13 protein-coding genes are annotated in these 12,761 nt (G+C 58.9%); 5 read left to right on the top strand and 8 right to left on the bottom strand.

All coding sequences use genetic code 11. The annotated features are described in order from the left end of the window. Positions 1 to 12 precede the first annotated feature (12 nt). Both ACNA0J_RS01850 and ACNA0J_RS01845 read right to left on the bottom strand, forming a co-directional pair. A complete protein-coding gene (locus ACNA0J_RS01850; protein WP_415815811.1) occupies positions 13 to 1,512 on the bottom strand; it encodes an aldehyde dehydrogenase family protein in 1,500 nt (499 codons plus the stop codon). Between the two features lie 194 nt (positions 1,513 to 1,706). Further along, positions 1,707 to 2,684, bottom strand: a complete 978-nt coding sequence (locus ACNA0J_RS01845; RefSeq protein ID WP_415815809.1) for a tripartite tricarboxylate transporter substrate binding protein — start codon at positions 2,682 to 2,684, stop codon at positions 1,707 to 1,709. Between the two features lie 188 nt (positions 2,685 to 2,872). On the opposite strand from ACNA0J_RS01845, the gene ACNA0J_RS01840 reads away from it, so the two are divergent. The 3 genes from ACNA0J_RS01840 to ACNA0J_RS01830 are packed head-to-tail and all read left to right on the top strand — an operon-like array spanning position 2,873 to position 5,694. Beyond that, a complete protein-coding gene (locus tag ACNA0J_RS01840) occupies positions 2,873 to 3,799 on the top strand; it encodes a LysR family transcriptional regulator (RefSeq protein ID WP_415815807.1) in 927 nt (308 codons plus the stop codon). A gap of 8 nt (positions 3,800 to 3,807) precedes the next feature. Continuing rightward, a complete protein-coding gene (locus ACNA0J_RS01835; protein ID WP_415815805.1) occupies positions 3,808 to 4,779 on the top strand; it encodes a Bug family tripartite tricarboxylate transporter substrate binding protein in 972 nt (323 codons plus the stop codon). Positions 4,780 to 4,788: 9 nt separating this feature from the next. Then, a complete protein-coding gene (locus tag ACNA0J_RS01830) occupies positions 4,789 to 5,694 on the top strand; it encodes a LysR family transcriptional regulator (protein ID WP_415815803.1) in 906 nt (301 codons plus the stop codon). Positions 5,695 to 5,760: 66 nt separating this feature from the next. On the opposite strand, the gene ACNA0J_RS01825 is transcribed toward ACNA0J_RS01830, so the two are convergent. From ACNA0J_RS01825 to ACNA0J_RS01800, 6 genes are read right to left on the bottom strand one after another with little or no spacing between them, the layout of a single operon-like run. Further along, positions 5,761 to 6,483, bottom strand: a complete 723-nt coding sequence (locus ACNA0J_RS01825; protein ID WP_415815801.1) for an amino acid ABC transporter ATP-binding protein — start codon at positions 6,481 to 6,483, stop codon at positions 5,761 to 5,763. Between the two features lie 8 nt (positions 6,484 to 6,491). After that, positions 6,492 to 7,184, bottom strand: coding sequence for an amino acid ABC transporter permease (locus ACNA0J_RS01820; protein ID WP_415815799.1), 693 nt, complete (start codon positions 7,182 to 7,184; stop codon positions 6,492 to 6,494). A 7-nt stretch (positions 7,185 to 7,191) separates the two neighbouring features. Beyond that, the gene (locus ACNA0J_RS01815; protein ID WP_415815797.1) at positions 7,192 to 7,896 is read right to left on the bottom strand and encodes an amino acid ABC transporter permease; all 705 of its coding nucleotides are present in this window, start codon (positions 7,894 to 7,896) and stop codon (positions 7,192 to 7,194) included. Between the two features lie 21 nt (positions 7,897 to 7,917). Continuing rightward, positions 7,918 to 8,748, bottom strand: a complete 831-nt coding sequence (locus ACNA0J_RS01810; protein WP_415815795.1) for an ABC transporter substrate-binding protein — start codon at positions 8,746 to 8,748, stop codon at positions 7,918 to 7,920. 18 nt (positions 8,749 to 8,766) lie between these two features. Then, positions 8,767 to 9,993: an aminotransferase class I/II-fold pyridoxal phosphate-dependent enzyme gene (locus ACNA0J_RS01805; RefSeq protein ID WP_415815793.1), complete on the bottom strand. Its 1,227-nt coding sequence runs from the start codon at positions 9,991 to 9,993 to the stop codon at positions 8,767 to 8,769. Between the two features lie 8 nt (positions 9,994 to 10,001). Next, a complete protein-coding gene (locus tag ACNA0J_RS01800; RefSeq protein ID WP_094823606.1) occupies positions 10,002 to 10,673 on the bottom strand; it encodes an RraA family protein in 672 nt (223 codons plus the stop codon). Between the two features lie 428 nt (positions 10,674 to 11,101). Here ACNA0J_RS01800 and ACNA0J_RS01795 point away from each other — a divergent pair, with 428 nt between their 5' ends. Both ACNA0J_RS01795 and ACNA0J_RS01790 read left to right on the top strand, forming a co-directional pair. Then, complete coding sequence (locus ACNA0J_RS01795; protein WP_415815789.1) at positions 11,102 to 11,662, top strand: sigma-70 family RNA polymerase sigma factor; 561 nt, start codon at positions 11,102 to 11,104, stop codon at positions 11,660 to 11,662. 30 nt (positions 11,663 to 11,692) lie between these two features. Next, positions 11,693 to 12,748, top strand: a complete 1,056-nt coding sequence (locus ACNA0J_RS01790; RefSeq protein ID WP_415815787.1) for a FecR domain-containing protein — start codon at positions 11,693 to 11,695, stop codon at positions 12,746 to 12,748. Positions 12,749 to 12,761: the final 13 nt, after the last annotated feature.

The raw sequence follows: 12,761 nt of genomic DNA, 5'->3' as shown, positions 1-12,761 counted from the left end.
TCGCGGGTAGCGCTATTGCCCTACGACGCCCGCTTCTTGGTAGATGTGCTTGATTTCCATGAAGTCGATCAGCGCATCAAAGCCGTGCAGACGGCCGATGCCACTGCGTCGATAGCCGCCGGTCTCGGCCTCTGCAAACAGTTTGTTGTGATCATTGATCCACACGGTGCCGTTGCGCAGTGCTCGAGCCACACGCATTGAACGCGCGCCGTCATGTGTCCACACGCTGGCTGACAGGCCATATTCGGTGTGATTGGCACGCGCGACAGCCTCGGCCTCGTCTTCGAATCGTTCCAGCACCAGCAGGGGTCCGAAGATCTCTTCCTGCACGAAAAAGGCGTTGGTATCTCGATGAGCAACCAACGAGGGCGACATAAAGCAGCCCGAGGCAAGCTCCCCCTGCAGTCGATGTCCCGCCAGCACCACCTCGTCGGCGATCTGCTGAGCCGCGTCGATGCCTGCTTGTACTTGCTGCAACGCGTTGGGGTCGATCAACGGCCCGATCTGGGAACCCGGTGCGTCGCCTGGCCCGACTTTCAGGGCAGCCAAAGCATCACGCAGCGCGAGCTTCATTTCTTCGTAGCGCGAGGCATGCACCAACACACGCCGTGCAGCGGTGCACTGCTGGCCCGAGATGATGGTGGCTGCCGCAGCCAAGCGCGGCGCAGCCCATTTCACATCGACATCATCGAACACCACACAGCACGATTTGCCACCCAACTCCAGCGAGAGCTTTTTCATGGTTGGCGCGGCGGCAGCCATAATGCGCTGTCCTACCGCGTTAGATCCCGTAAAGCTGATCACATCCACATCGGATGAGGACACCAGCACTTGAGCCACCTCGCTCCCACTTTCTGTCAGTAGATTCACCACGCCTGCAGGGACATCAGGGTCGCCCACCAACGGCGCGACCAAGGCGGCACTCAAGCGCGCCGTCTGCCATGCAGACTTGATGACCACCGTACACCCGGCGGCCATCGCGGGCGTCAAGGCGCGGATGAGCAGTACCGCAGGCGCATTCCACGGAATGATCAAACCGGCAACGCCGGCCGGCTCTTTTAAGAGCGTCGCGAAAGCGCCCGGCTCGACTTCAAAGACATGGCCCGGAATGTGGCGGGTCAGTCCAGCGTAGTAACGGATCTCGGAAATCGCCGCGGCAATTTCACCGCGCGACTGCGCCAGGACCTTGCCATTTTCCAGGGTCAGTAACTGTGCCAGCGATTCGGATTGCGATTCCAATTGATCGGCCCAGCGCAACATCGCCATCTGACGGCGGCGCGGGCTCTGTGCCCATGCGGTGCCATAAAAAGCCTGGTGTGCCGCCGCAATGGCCGTGTGTGCATCCTGAGCGTCACTGTCGGCGTAGTACCCGGCGACAGCACCGGTGGCAGGATCGTGCCTGACCCCCACTCGCCCGCCCAATGCCGGCGTCCAACGACCGGCGATCAGATTCAGCGCTTGTGCGGTCTGCTGCTGGCTACGGGTCTGTGATTCGTGTGCGGGTTGCGCCATTGCTGCCTCCATCAAGTACGGGTTTGTGAACCTCGTTTTGTCAGGAGGGCAGTCTAGATAGCGGCAAATATCAGGTCAATTAATATTTAATTATTAAGTTCATCACATATAGTGATGACTTGGCTGCCATTGATGATTCCGGGCAGCATGAACCCCGATCATTGCGACCGGGGCATGGATACAAGACAACGCCCTCATTGCAGAGGAATAGCAGCGTCCACGACGACCTGACGCCACTTGCCCATTTGCGCCGTGATGAAAGCAGCAAAATCCGCTGGGGTGCCTCCTGTGGGGACGACACCCTGCTCCCGAAATATTTTCTTGACCTCTTCTGTCGCCAGGATGGCGTTAATCTGAGTATTGAGTTTCTGCAGAATCGGTTCGGGAGTCCCCGCAGGTGCAACAAAGCCATGCCAGGACGAAACGTGATACCCGGGAACGCCGGCTTCAGCGACGGTGGGCAGATCTGGCATCAACGGTGACCGATGCTCGTCAGCAATGGCGATGGCGCGCACCTTGCCTGACTGGATGAACGGCAAGACGTGCGGAAACGCATCAAAGGCCAGCTCAACCTGACCGCCCGCCAGATCCGTCAACATTGGGGTACTGCCTTTGTAGGGAATCTGGGTCATTTCCACTGATGCCATGCGTTCGAACAATGCCATGGCCAAATGATTCGAAGACCCGCTGCCCGAGGACCCATAATTGATCTGGCGCGGGCGAGCGCGCGCGGCCTCCACCACGGCACCGACACTCTTCAAGGATGAGTCGGCATGCACGGCCAACAGCATGGGAGATTGCCCTGCCAGGATCACTGGAGCGAAATCCTTCGCCGTGTCGTAGGGCAAGGATCGGTACAACGCCGGATTGGCGGCAAAGGGAAACTGCGCCACCAGCAGGGTATAGCCATCCGGCGCGGCCTTGGCCGCGATCGAGGTACCGATGATGGTCCCCGCCCCGGGTTTATTGTCTACGACTACCGGCTGCCCCCACGCCGCGCTCAGCTTGTTGGCCACCACGCGGCCCAGCGTGTCATTGAATCCGCCTGGCGGATACGGCACGACGATATGGATAGGTTTTTGCGGATAGTCTTGCGCCTGCGCAGTTGCGCCGCAAGTCATCACCCCAGCAGCCGCCATGACGGCTGCAATACGTTTGAGTTTTCGAAACATGTGCCCCCTCCGTTAAAGAATGCGCAAGACGACACCGTCGGCGCCGCCTGCCTTATTTGTGCGGAGAGTCTAGAAATGGGCCTATATCAGGTCAATTAATTTTTAATGATCACAATAATCACTATTTATGATGAAATAGGCATCTGAGTTTTGCGCAGTGCATGAGCACACCGTGTCTTGGGGACCCTATGGAATTCCGGCAAATTCAATATTTCATCTGCCTCTTTGAAGAAGGCTCTGTCACGCGCGCTGCACGCCGGCTCAACATCGTGCAGCCGGCTTTGAGCATGCAGATCGCGCGCCTGGAGGACGAGTTGGGGCAGCAGCTGTTCGAGCGCAGCCAACAAGGCATGCAGCCTACATCGGCCGCACGCCAGATGTACCGGCTGTTCCTACCGATATTGCGTGATTTCACGCACGCCCGTGAACAAGTCCTGCGCAAGGATGGCGAGCTGCATGGGCACGTCAACATCGGCATCATCGCTTCTGTGGCCCAAGGTGTTTTGTCGGATGCCGTAGAGGAATTCACAGCACAGCATCCCAAGGTCACATTGACCGTGACCGACGGCTATAGCGCTACGCTGGCAGATCGCGTCGCCGGAGGGGAGCTGGACGCCGCGTTCATCAACAAACCGCGCCGCCCTCTGGCACTGAACCTGGAACATGTGGTCGACGAGGACATGGTATTGGTGACGGGGGCCGACTATCACCAGCATCTGCCGGCGAGCGTGCCGTTACGTGATGTCATTGCGTTGGACCTGGCCTTGCCAACGCGCAAACATGGGCTGCGGCTGATCCTGGAGAGTTTCGCCCAGGCAGAGGACATCGATCTGACGCCAGTCTTTGAATTCGACTCCATTGTGTCCATCATCAAGCTCGTAGAGCGCACCCGACTTGTTACGCTACTGCCCCGTGTCGCGATCAGCAATCGAGTACAGCGGGGCCGGCTGAAATGCCATGAGGTGGTTTCACCGCGGCTCATTCGCCAAATCGCCCGGGTCACTCACCCTCGCCGCGCATTGAGCGCCGAGGCTTCTGCGTTTGTGGCTTTATTATCTGAACATATGCGCCGGTTGGACACCTCCCAGCAATCCTCTAAATCCTCTAAGAAATAGGTTTTTTTATGTCGCAGCGACTTCCCCGCTTTGCCGCGTTGATGGCAGGCATCGTTCTCTCGGCCGCCGGAGCGGCCCACGCGGCCTATCCTGAACGCCCCATTAATCTCGTCGTGCCCTTTCCGCCGGGTCAGGCGACTGACATTTTTGCGCGTATGGTGGCCGAGCAGCTGGCCAAAGAAGTCGGCCAGCCCGTGGTGGTCGAAAACAAGGCCGGCGCCGGCAGCAACATTGGTATGCAGTTTGTGCACCGCGCCGAGCCCGATGGCTACACCCTGGTGGTCGGCGGCAGCGCCGCTGCGGTAAACCAGACCTTATATAGCAATCCCGGTTACTCGCTGCAGAAAGACTTCACGCCAGTAGGCGGTATCTTTACCGTTCCCCTGGTTTTTTTGGCGAACCCCAAAAGCGACATCACGTCATTGCCGCAATTGATAGAAAAAGCCAAGGCCAAACCGAACGAACTGGCGTATGCCAGTGCGGGGATCGGCGGCACGCAGCACCTGTCGGCAGAGATGTTCAAAGCCGACGCCGGCGTCGAGATCCGCCACATTCCCTATAAAGGCAGCGGCCCTGCGCAAGCCGATTTTCTGGGCAATCATGTCCCGTTGATGGTGGACTCGGTCACGGCCGCGTTGCCGCACATCAGTTCGCATGCCGCCGTGGCACTGGCTGTCACGACGAGCAAACGCGTGCCTCAGTTGCCCGATGTGCCCACCGTTGCAGAGTCGGGTTTGCCGGGATTTGAGGCGGTAGGCTGGGCCATGGTGTTTGCCCCCGCACAGACGCCTGCCGATGTGGTGACGTACCTCAATCAAAAAATCAACACAATTCTGCAGTCGCCGGAGATGCAAAAAGCCTTGGCCGACCGAGGCGGCCAGCCGTTGGTGTACACCCCCGATGAGGGCAAACGCTTTGTCGACCAGGAGGTCGCAAAATGGGGCAATGCCGTCAAGAAATCGGGCGCGTCGGTTGACTGACGCTCTGCCATGCTGACCTTCAAGCAGATCGAGGCCCTGTATTGGGTGGTGCAGTTGGGAGGTTTTGCCAATGCGGCAGAGCGGCTCAACACCACCCAATCGGCGATCACCAAGCGGATTCAGGAACTGGAGACGAATTTCGGTATCCAGATCTTTGACCGCAGCGGCCAAAAGGCCACATTGACGCGCATGGGCGAAGAGCTGCTGGATATGGCGGCGGATCTGCTGGGACGGCGCGATCAGATGCTGCTCAAGATGAAAGGCTTCAAGCCTTTCTCGGGCTCGCTGCGCCTGGGCATCACGGAAATCACGGCGATGACCTGGCTGCCCAGGCTGATGACGGAACTGAGGACGCTGTTTCCCGAACTGGTCGTATTGCCGAAAATCGGCTTGGCGTGGCAATTGCAGCAGAGCTTGCTGCAAGGGCAATTGGACATGGCGATCCTGCACCGGGAGTTACGCAATCCGTTTCTGGAGGCCGAGCCGATTGCACAGGTGAATTTTTCATGGGCAGGCAGTCCGGATGTGATCTCCCCGACCAAGGTCTATACCCCGGAGGACCTGTCCCGGCTGAACATTATTCGCCAGGACCCGGATTCGGGTCTGAATGCGATTTATGACGAATGGTTTGCCCCGTATACGCCGCAGTCGAATTTGTTCACCATCAACAGCCTGCAGGCGATGGTGGGCATGGCGGTGGCGGGGTTTGGCGTGGCGTGCATGCCGGAGGACTATTTTTCAGAGCTGTTTGCGAGCCGCAAACTGATAGTCGCCCGCACGACGAAGGCCATGCCTTCGTCGCTGTACTGCGCCATGTATGCAAAGCAATCGAACACCATGTTCTATCAGGAGATCGCGCGCATTGCGCGCGAGGTGTGCGATTTTTCTCAGCCGTATGGCGGGCTCAGCGCATAACGCCAGGCCGTCGGCATCAACGGTTTGATATCGAAGTTTTGTCGCTCGGGACTCGGTGCCTGAGGCTCAATGCTTGATATCGGATAGGAACTTGCGTGCGCGATCAGTCTGCGGTTGCTCAAAGAACTGCTTGGGCGGCGCTTGTTCGACGATGCGGCCGGCGTCCATGAACCAGACCATATCGGCAACGTCGCGAGCGAAGTTCATTTCATGAGTCACGCACACCATGGTCATGCCTTCGGCGGCGAGGGATTTCATGACCAGCAAGACTTCATTGACCATTTCCGGGTCCAAGGCACTGGTGGGCTCGTCGAACAGCATGATGCGCGGCTTCATGGCCAGGGCGCGGGCAATCGCGACACGCTGTTGCTGGCCACCCGATAGCTGGCCCGGATAGGCATCGGCCTTGTGCCCCATGCCTACACGCTCCAACAACGCCACCGCATGTTCGCGCGCCTGGTTTTTATTCAGCCGCTTGAGCAGCACAGGGGCCATCATCAGGTTTTCCAACACGCTCATGTGCGGGAATAAATTGAACTGCTGGAAAACGAAACCAATATGGCTGCGCATATCGTCGATCGATCCACAGTGGTAGACGTCGACGCCATCGACAACGATGTTGCCTTTCTGGATCGGCTCCAGGCGATTGACGGTGCGGATCAGCGTGGACTTGCCTGACCCCGAGGGCCCGCACACCACCAGGACCTCGCCTTTTTGCACTTGGGCATTGATGTTGTCCAGGGCGAGATATTCGCCATACCATTTACTGACGTTCTTGAATTCGATCATGGGTAAGCCTAGGCTGCGACGGGTCGGGTCCCGCTCATGCGGATCTCAACGAGTTTGACGGCGCCGGTAAGAATCAGGTTCAGCACGAAATAGGTCAGCGCCAACAACGCGAAGACTTCAAACGGCTTGGTCAGCAGAATATTGTTGACCTGCGAGGCAGCAAAAGTCAGCTCATGCACGCTGATGACGAAACCCAGCGAGGTTTCTTTCACCGTGGAGATGAACTGGCTGAGCATGCTGGGAATGGTGTTGTACAGGGCCTGCGGCAAGATGATCTTGCGCATGGTCTGCATATGACTCAATCCGAGCGAGCGGCCGGCTTCCATTTGGCCAGCCGGCAAGGCCTGGATCCCGCTGCGGATGATTTCGGACAGGTAGGCACCCTCGTACAAAATCAATGCGGCAGCCATGGTCACGACACCGCTGACCGAGGTGCCGATGGCCAGCGGCAGGAAAAAATAGGCCCAGAAAATGAACATGATGAGCGGCAAGCCGCGCACCAGATACACCACCGCCGTAGCGGGCCAATAGAATATTTTGTGCGAGCTGATCCGGCCCAGGGCCAGCAACACGCCTAGCGGAAACGCCAATGCCAGGCTGACCAGCGCCAGGCCTACGGTTGCGACGAGGCCGCCCATCGGGCCGTTGGGCCATTGGCCCACCAGCAGCAATAACCAGTTATCGGAAAGTATCTCGAGCATGACGGCCTTACCGGGTCTTGGCCACGTACGCGACCCGTTTAGAGAGATAGGCGCCCGCCAGCATCAGCAATAGCGAGATCACCAGATACAACACCGTCACGACAGTGTAGATTTCGAATGTCTTGAACGTTGCGGACTCAATTTCCCGGCCCGCCCCCGTGAGCTCTATCAGGCCGATGGCCATCGCCAGGCTGGTGTTCTTGAACAAGAGCAGGGTCTGGTTTGTCAGTGGCGGGATGGAGATCTTGAAGGCCTGGGGCAGGATGACCTTGCGCATGGTGCGCAGATAGCTCAGCCCCAGACTGCGCGAGGCCTCCATCTGGCCGCGCGGGATGGCGCGAATCGCGCTGCGCAGATCCTCGCTGACGTAGGCAGCGGTCACGAGTCCCACTGCAATCGTGGCGTAAAAGAACTCGCCGCCGACGACATTGATCACGTCGTCCGCCGCGACCGGCATGAGGGCCGCGACACCGAAATACCACAACAGAATATGGACCAGCATCGGCACGTTGCGATGAAAGGCCACATACAGAATGATCAGGTAATTCAAGACCCGGATGTTGAGCATGCGCAACACGGCAAGCACGCTGCCCAGCGCGAACGCCAACACCCAGGCAAGCAAGGTCATCTTCAGGGTGGTGAGCAATCCACCCAAGATCAACGTCGGGTAGCCGTTACTGAGTAACGCACCGAAATCCAATGTGTAGTTCATAAGCTACCCGCCCTGCCGGGATCAACCTTTGATTTCTTCGACTTTGAACACGCGCTTGGTCGGGAACTTGGTGTCCGGGCCAAACCAACGGTCGAAAATGGTTTGCAGCTCGCCGGAAGTCTCCAGCTTGGTGAGGACCTTGTTCACCTCATTGCGCAGGCCGTCTTCGCCTTTACGCATGCCGATACCCCACGGCTCGACGAACAACGGCTCTTCGATGATATCGAGTTTGACGGGCGAGCTTTCGGCGTCTTGCTTGAACTTCAACAGCATGAGTTCCGAGCCGACAAAGCCGGAGACCTTGCGCTGTTGCAGGGCGACAAAGGCGGTCGGAGGATCTTTGAACGTCACGGTGGTGACATCCGGGATCAGGCGTTTGGCGCCCGACTCCGAGGAGGAGCCTGCAACGGCGCTGACGCGCTTGCCCGCCAAATCGGCATTCGTTTTGAGTGTACCGGCATCGTCGCGGCGGATCAGGATCTTTTGCGGGCTGACGTAGTGCTGGTAGCTGTAGTCGATCTGCTGCGCGCGCTCGGGAGTCCAACCCAGATTGGCGGCCACCAGGTCGACGCGGCCACCGGCCAGCTCGGGAATCCGGGCTGCCACGGAGATCATTTTGACTTCAAGCTTGACGCCCAGGTCGGCGGCAATTTTATTGCACAGATCGATTTCGTAGCCCACGACCTGACGGGTCTTGGGATCCTGAAAACTAAAGGGCTCGGAGGTGCCGAGCGTGCCGCACACCAGGGTGCCGCGCGCTTTGATATCGGACAGCGCGTCAGCGTGCGCGACGTTTGCCATGCCCAGGCAAGCCACCAGGGGCAGGCACTTCAGAATATTTTTGAAGACCATGATTTCCTTCCTTGAGTGTTATTGAAGTTGGCGGCAAGCTTGCGCCAGTTTTTCGCAGCCGAGCTTGATGGTCTCCAGATCGGTGGCGAAACTCATACGCAGATAGCCGGGGTTGCCATAAGCGGTACCGTCCAGAACGGCAACGCCGGCGGCGTCCAGCAGGTAATGCACAAACTCCAGGTCGTTGGTAATGGTCTTGCCATCTGGCGTTTTCTTGCCAATGAAGCCCTGGATGTTGGGAAACACATAGAATGCGCCGGCCGGGTTGGGGCAGCTCATCGATTCGATGCCATTGAGCAGGCTGACGATCGTGTCGCGACGCTCTTTGTAGATGGCCACGGTATCGGCCACGCATTGTTGGTCTGCGGTCAGTGCCGTGGCTGCGGCCACTTGGCAAATCTGGCTGGCGCACGAGGTGGATTGCGAAATCAGTGTCGAGATTGCTTTTGCCAGCCAGGCAGGGCCAGCCGCATAGCCGATGCGCCAGCCAGTCATGGCGTAAGCCTTGGAGACGCCGTTGACCAACATGACGCGCGATGCCAGGCCGGGATTCACGGCCAGCGGCGAAATGTAGTTGCCGTCGTAGCAGAAGTGTTCGTAGATCTCGTCGACCATCAGCAGGACTTGCGGATGGCGTTCGATCACGGCGAGCAAGGCCTTGAGCTCGGCTTCGGTGTAGATCGCGCCTGAGGGGTTGTTGGGGGCATTGAGCAACAGCCATTTGGTACGCGGCGTGATCGCGACCTCGAGGGCCTCGGGCGTGACCTTGAAGTCCTGTGCTTCGGTCGTCGGCAGGATGACTGGCTTGCCGTCGTTCAACAACACCATGTCCGGATATGACACCCAGTACGGCGTGGGGATGATGACCTCGTCGCCCGCGTTCAATGTTGCTTGCAGCGCCGAGAAAATCAGTTGCTTGGCGCCGGTGCCGACGACCAATTGATCCAGTTCGAAGGACAGCTTGTTTTCGCGCTGAAATTTTTGCTGGATAGCCACCAGCAGTTCGCGGATACCGGCGGACGAGGTGTATTTCACTGCGCCGCTTTTGATCGCAGCGATACCAGCCTGTGCGATATGCGCAGGCGTTTTCAGGTCTGGCTCGCCGATGGTGAAGTCGACGATTTCCCGGCCCTCGGCGCGCAGTTGATCGACCTTGCGTTTGGCCGCCATGCTGGGCGACGGCTTGATCGCGCTCATGCGTTGCGCGAGGAAAGAAACGGCTTGATTCGTGTTGCTGGCAGTCATGATGCGATTTACAGGAGGTTCTTGGATTCCAATACGGCGTGCAACCAGCTTTGGCGCTCGGCACCGCTGTCGATCTCGGCCATGATGCGCTCTTCTTTTGCAGCGTGAGCACGGGCTTTTTCTACCAAAGCGTCAGCCTGAGCGACCGGGAACGACACGATGCCGTCTTCGTCGGCCACAATCACGTCGCCAGGCTGGATGACCTGCCCGCCGATGGTGACCGGCACGTTGACTTCGCCAGGACCGTCTTTGTAGGGGCCACGGTGCACGTGGCCACGGGCGTAGCAGGGGAATGAATCATTCTCGAAAGCCGCCACGTCGCGAATTGCGCCATCGACGATCAGGCCAACGCAGCCACGCTGCTGCAGATAACGCTTCATGATTTCGCCCACGCAGGCGTTGGTCAGATCGCCACCGGCGTCCACCACCAGCACGTGACCCGGCTGAATCAAGGTCATGGCTTTGTAGATGAACAGGTTGTCGCCGGGACGTGTCTTGACCGTCAGCGCGCTGCCGACCAGCTTGCCGCTGCGGTTGTAGCGGTTCAAACCGACAACGCCGCTCTGGCGGTGCATGTTGTCGCTCAGATGCGGGGTCACGATGGACTGCAGGGCATTTGCCAACTCGGCGCTAAGCACCGGAGCGGCAGCATTGAGGGTAAATGGCGAAGCGTTTTGCATGGGGTTCGGTCTCCAGAAGACTGGATCATGCAAAAAACACGGACACGCCAAAAGGGAATTAAAAGCCTATGGTTTTATTCCTTTTATGAATATAAGCCGGCATGAGTCACACCGCAGTCCACTAATGTGGAGTTTTTATTCTTTTATGACAATGGCTTATATCGTTTTATAAAAAACCCATCAAAGAACGCATTGTTCATGCGGCACCGCACCATTATGGACCCTTGATGCGGGAAATCCCCTAGCACATTGCGGCTTCTTCAGGCCCGATCACTGCGCAGTTTGACCACATTTTGACCACGACACGAATCGATCTGCTGCCGTTGTCGTTACCACGGGTCAGCCCGAATTCAAGATAAGAACGATTTCTATTAATATCATCAGTTCTGCTATTCCTCCACCTGGCAATTTACCCCCGGAATCCGCCCGTGAGTGCCGCGTCCCTCCCTTACGTTTCGCCACCATCGGTGGATACGCTGTACGCCGAGCACCACTCCTGGCTCAGGACGTGGCTGCAACGGCGCCTGGGCAACGCCGCCGACGCGGCCGACATGGCACACGAAGCCTTTTTACGATTGATCATGAAGCCCGCGCCGCGGGGATTTCATAGCCCGCTGGAGGCCCGCGCCTATTTGCGCTCCATGGCGCAAGGCATGTGCATCAATCTGTGGCGTCGAAGAGAAATCGAACAGGCATGGCTCGATACACTGGCTGCGCAGCCACAGGATGTCGCGCCCTCGGCCGAGCGGCAGGCAATCGTGCTGGAGGCGCTGCACGAGATCGCAACGCTGTTGCAAGGCTTGCCCGCCAAGGCGGCCCAGGCTTTTCTGATGTCGACCATATGCGGCATGACGGCCTCGGAGGTGGGCTGCGAACTCGGCGTATCCTCGCGCATGGTGCGCAAGTACGTCGCACAAGCCATGCTGCGCTGTATGCAGGCCCATGCAGTCCAGACCGCGGCTGAACTGCGGACCTCACCCGCGGTGTGATGCGCGTGTTCACCGACCTGCCATAACCCCATGCCTGCAACGTCCTCCATCGATTCTGCGCAACCGGGCAGCCACGGCCAAGATAAAGACCCTTCGCACGCGGCGATGGAACAGGCCGCGCACTGGTATGCCCTGCTGATTTCCGGCGAAGCTGATGCGGCTGACCGTGCCCGCTGGCAGGCCTGGCTGGCGGCCAACTCGCAACATCGGCACGCCTGGGCCTACGTGGAAGCAGTCAGCCAACGCGTGCTGGCTCCTCTGCAGAATGCGCCCGACCCGACGTTATTGGCCTCCAAGGTCCACGACGTGCATACCCGCGAGCGATCCCGCCGACGCGTATTGGCAGGACTCGGCACCGTGGCAGGGCTGGGCCTGATCGGCTGGACAGGCTGGACACACACACCGATCGCTGGGGTCCTGGCAGCCTGGACTGCAGACTATCGCACCGGCACCGGAGACATTCGCGAAATCAGGTTGGCCGACGGCTCGCGCATCTGGCTCAATGCGGGCAGTGCGGTCAACGCCGATATGTCGGCGAATTTGCGCAAGCTCACGCTGATCGCCGGGGAGGTCCTGGTATCGACAGCCCACGGAGATACTCGTCCGTTTATTGTCGAGACGCCGCAGGGGCAATTGCGCGCGCTGGGCACACGCTTCACAGTCCGGTGCGAGCCTGAGCAAACCTTTCTGGCCGTCTACGACGGCGCAGTCGAAATCCGAACCGCGGCCAACGACACGACCACCATCATTGCCGCGGGGAAACAGACGCGGTTCAGTCTGGATCACATCGCCGATGCCACGGAGGCCGACCCCGCGCGAGAGGCGTGGAGCCGTGGAGATTTGATTGCCTGGGATTTGTCGCTGGCGGCTGTGGTGCATGAACTCAATCGCTATTACACAGGACATATCGCACTGGATCCGGCCGTCGCACGGCGCCGTGTATTCGGGACATTTCCGTTGCGCGATGTGGATGGCGCGCTGGCCATGCTCGCGGACGTGGCGTCGCTACAGGTGCGTAAACCGCTGCCATGGTGGATTTCAATCAGTAGCCGCGACGCCACGCCGGCTCCTGCTCAATCCCGTTGAGCGTTTTGTTATC

Source organism: Bordetella tumbae (assembly GCF_965139195.1).
GTDB lineage: Bacteria > Pseudomonadota > Gammaproteobacteria > Burkholderiales > Burkholderiaceae_B > Bordetella_A > Bordetella_A tumbae.
The sequence above is the reverse complement of the archived record's forward strand: the minus strand, read 5'-3'. Positions and strand labels throughout refer to the sequence as shown.

Coding starts and splice junctions, on each gene's coding strand:
- ACNA0J_RS01850 (WP_415815811.1), bottom strand. CDS start 1,512: ATGGCGCAACCCGCACACGAATCACAGACCCGTAGCCAGCAGCAGACC.
- ACNA0J_RS01845 (WP_415815809.1), bottom strand. CDS start 2,684: ATGTTTCGAAAACTCAAACGTATTGCAGCCGTCATGGCGGCTGCTGGG.
- ACNA0J_RS01840 (WP_415815807.1), top strand. CDS start 2,873: ATGGAATTCCGGCAAATTCAATATTTCATCTGCCTCTTTGAAGAAGGC.
- ACNA0J_RS01835 (WP_415815805.1), top strand. CDS start 3,808: ATGTCGCAGCGACTTCCCCGCTTTGCCGCGTTGATGGCAGGCATCGTT.
- ACNA0J_RS01830 (WP_415815803.1), top strand. CDS start 4,789: ATGCTGACCTTCAAGCAGATCGAGGCCCTGTATTGGGTGGTGCAGTTG.
- ACNA0J_RS01825 (WP_415815801.1), bottom strand. CDS start 6,483: ATGATCGAATTCAAGAACGTCAGTAAATGGTATGGCGAATATCTCGCC.
- ACNA0J_RS01820 (WP_415815799.1), bottom strand. CDS start 7,184: ATGCTCGAGATACTTTCCGATAACTGGTTATTGCTGCTGGTGGGCCAA.
- ACNA0J_RS01815 (WP_415815797.1), bottom strand. CDS start 7,896: ATGAACTACACATTGGATTTCGGTGCGTTACTCAGTAACGGCTACCCG.
- ACNA0J_RS01810 (WP_415815795.1), bottom strand. CDS start 8,748: ATGGTCTTCAAAAATATTCTGAAGTGCCTGCCCCTGGTGGCTTGCCTG.
- ACNA0J_RS01805 (WP_415815793.1), bottom strand. CDS start 9,993: ATGACTGCCAGCAACACGAATCAAGCCGTTTCTTTCCTCGCGCAACGC.
- ACNA0J_RS01800 (WP_094823606.1), bottom strand. CDS start 10,673: ATGCAAAACGCTTCGCCATTTACCCTCAATGCTGCCGCTCCGGTGCTT.
- ACNA0J_RS01790 (WP_415815787.1), top strand. CDS start 11,693: ATGCCTGCAACGTCCTCCATCGATTCTGCGCAACCGGGCAGCCACGGC.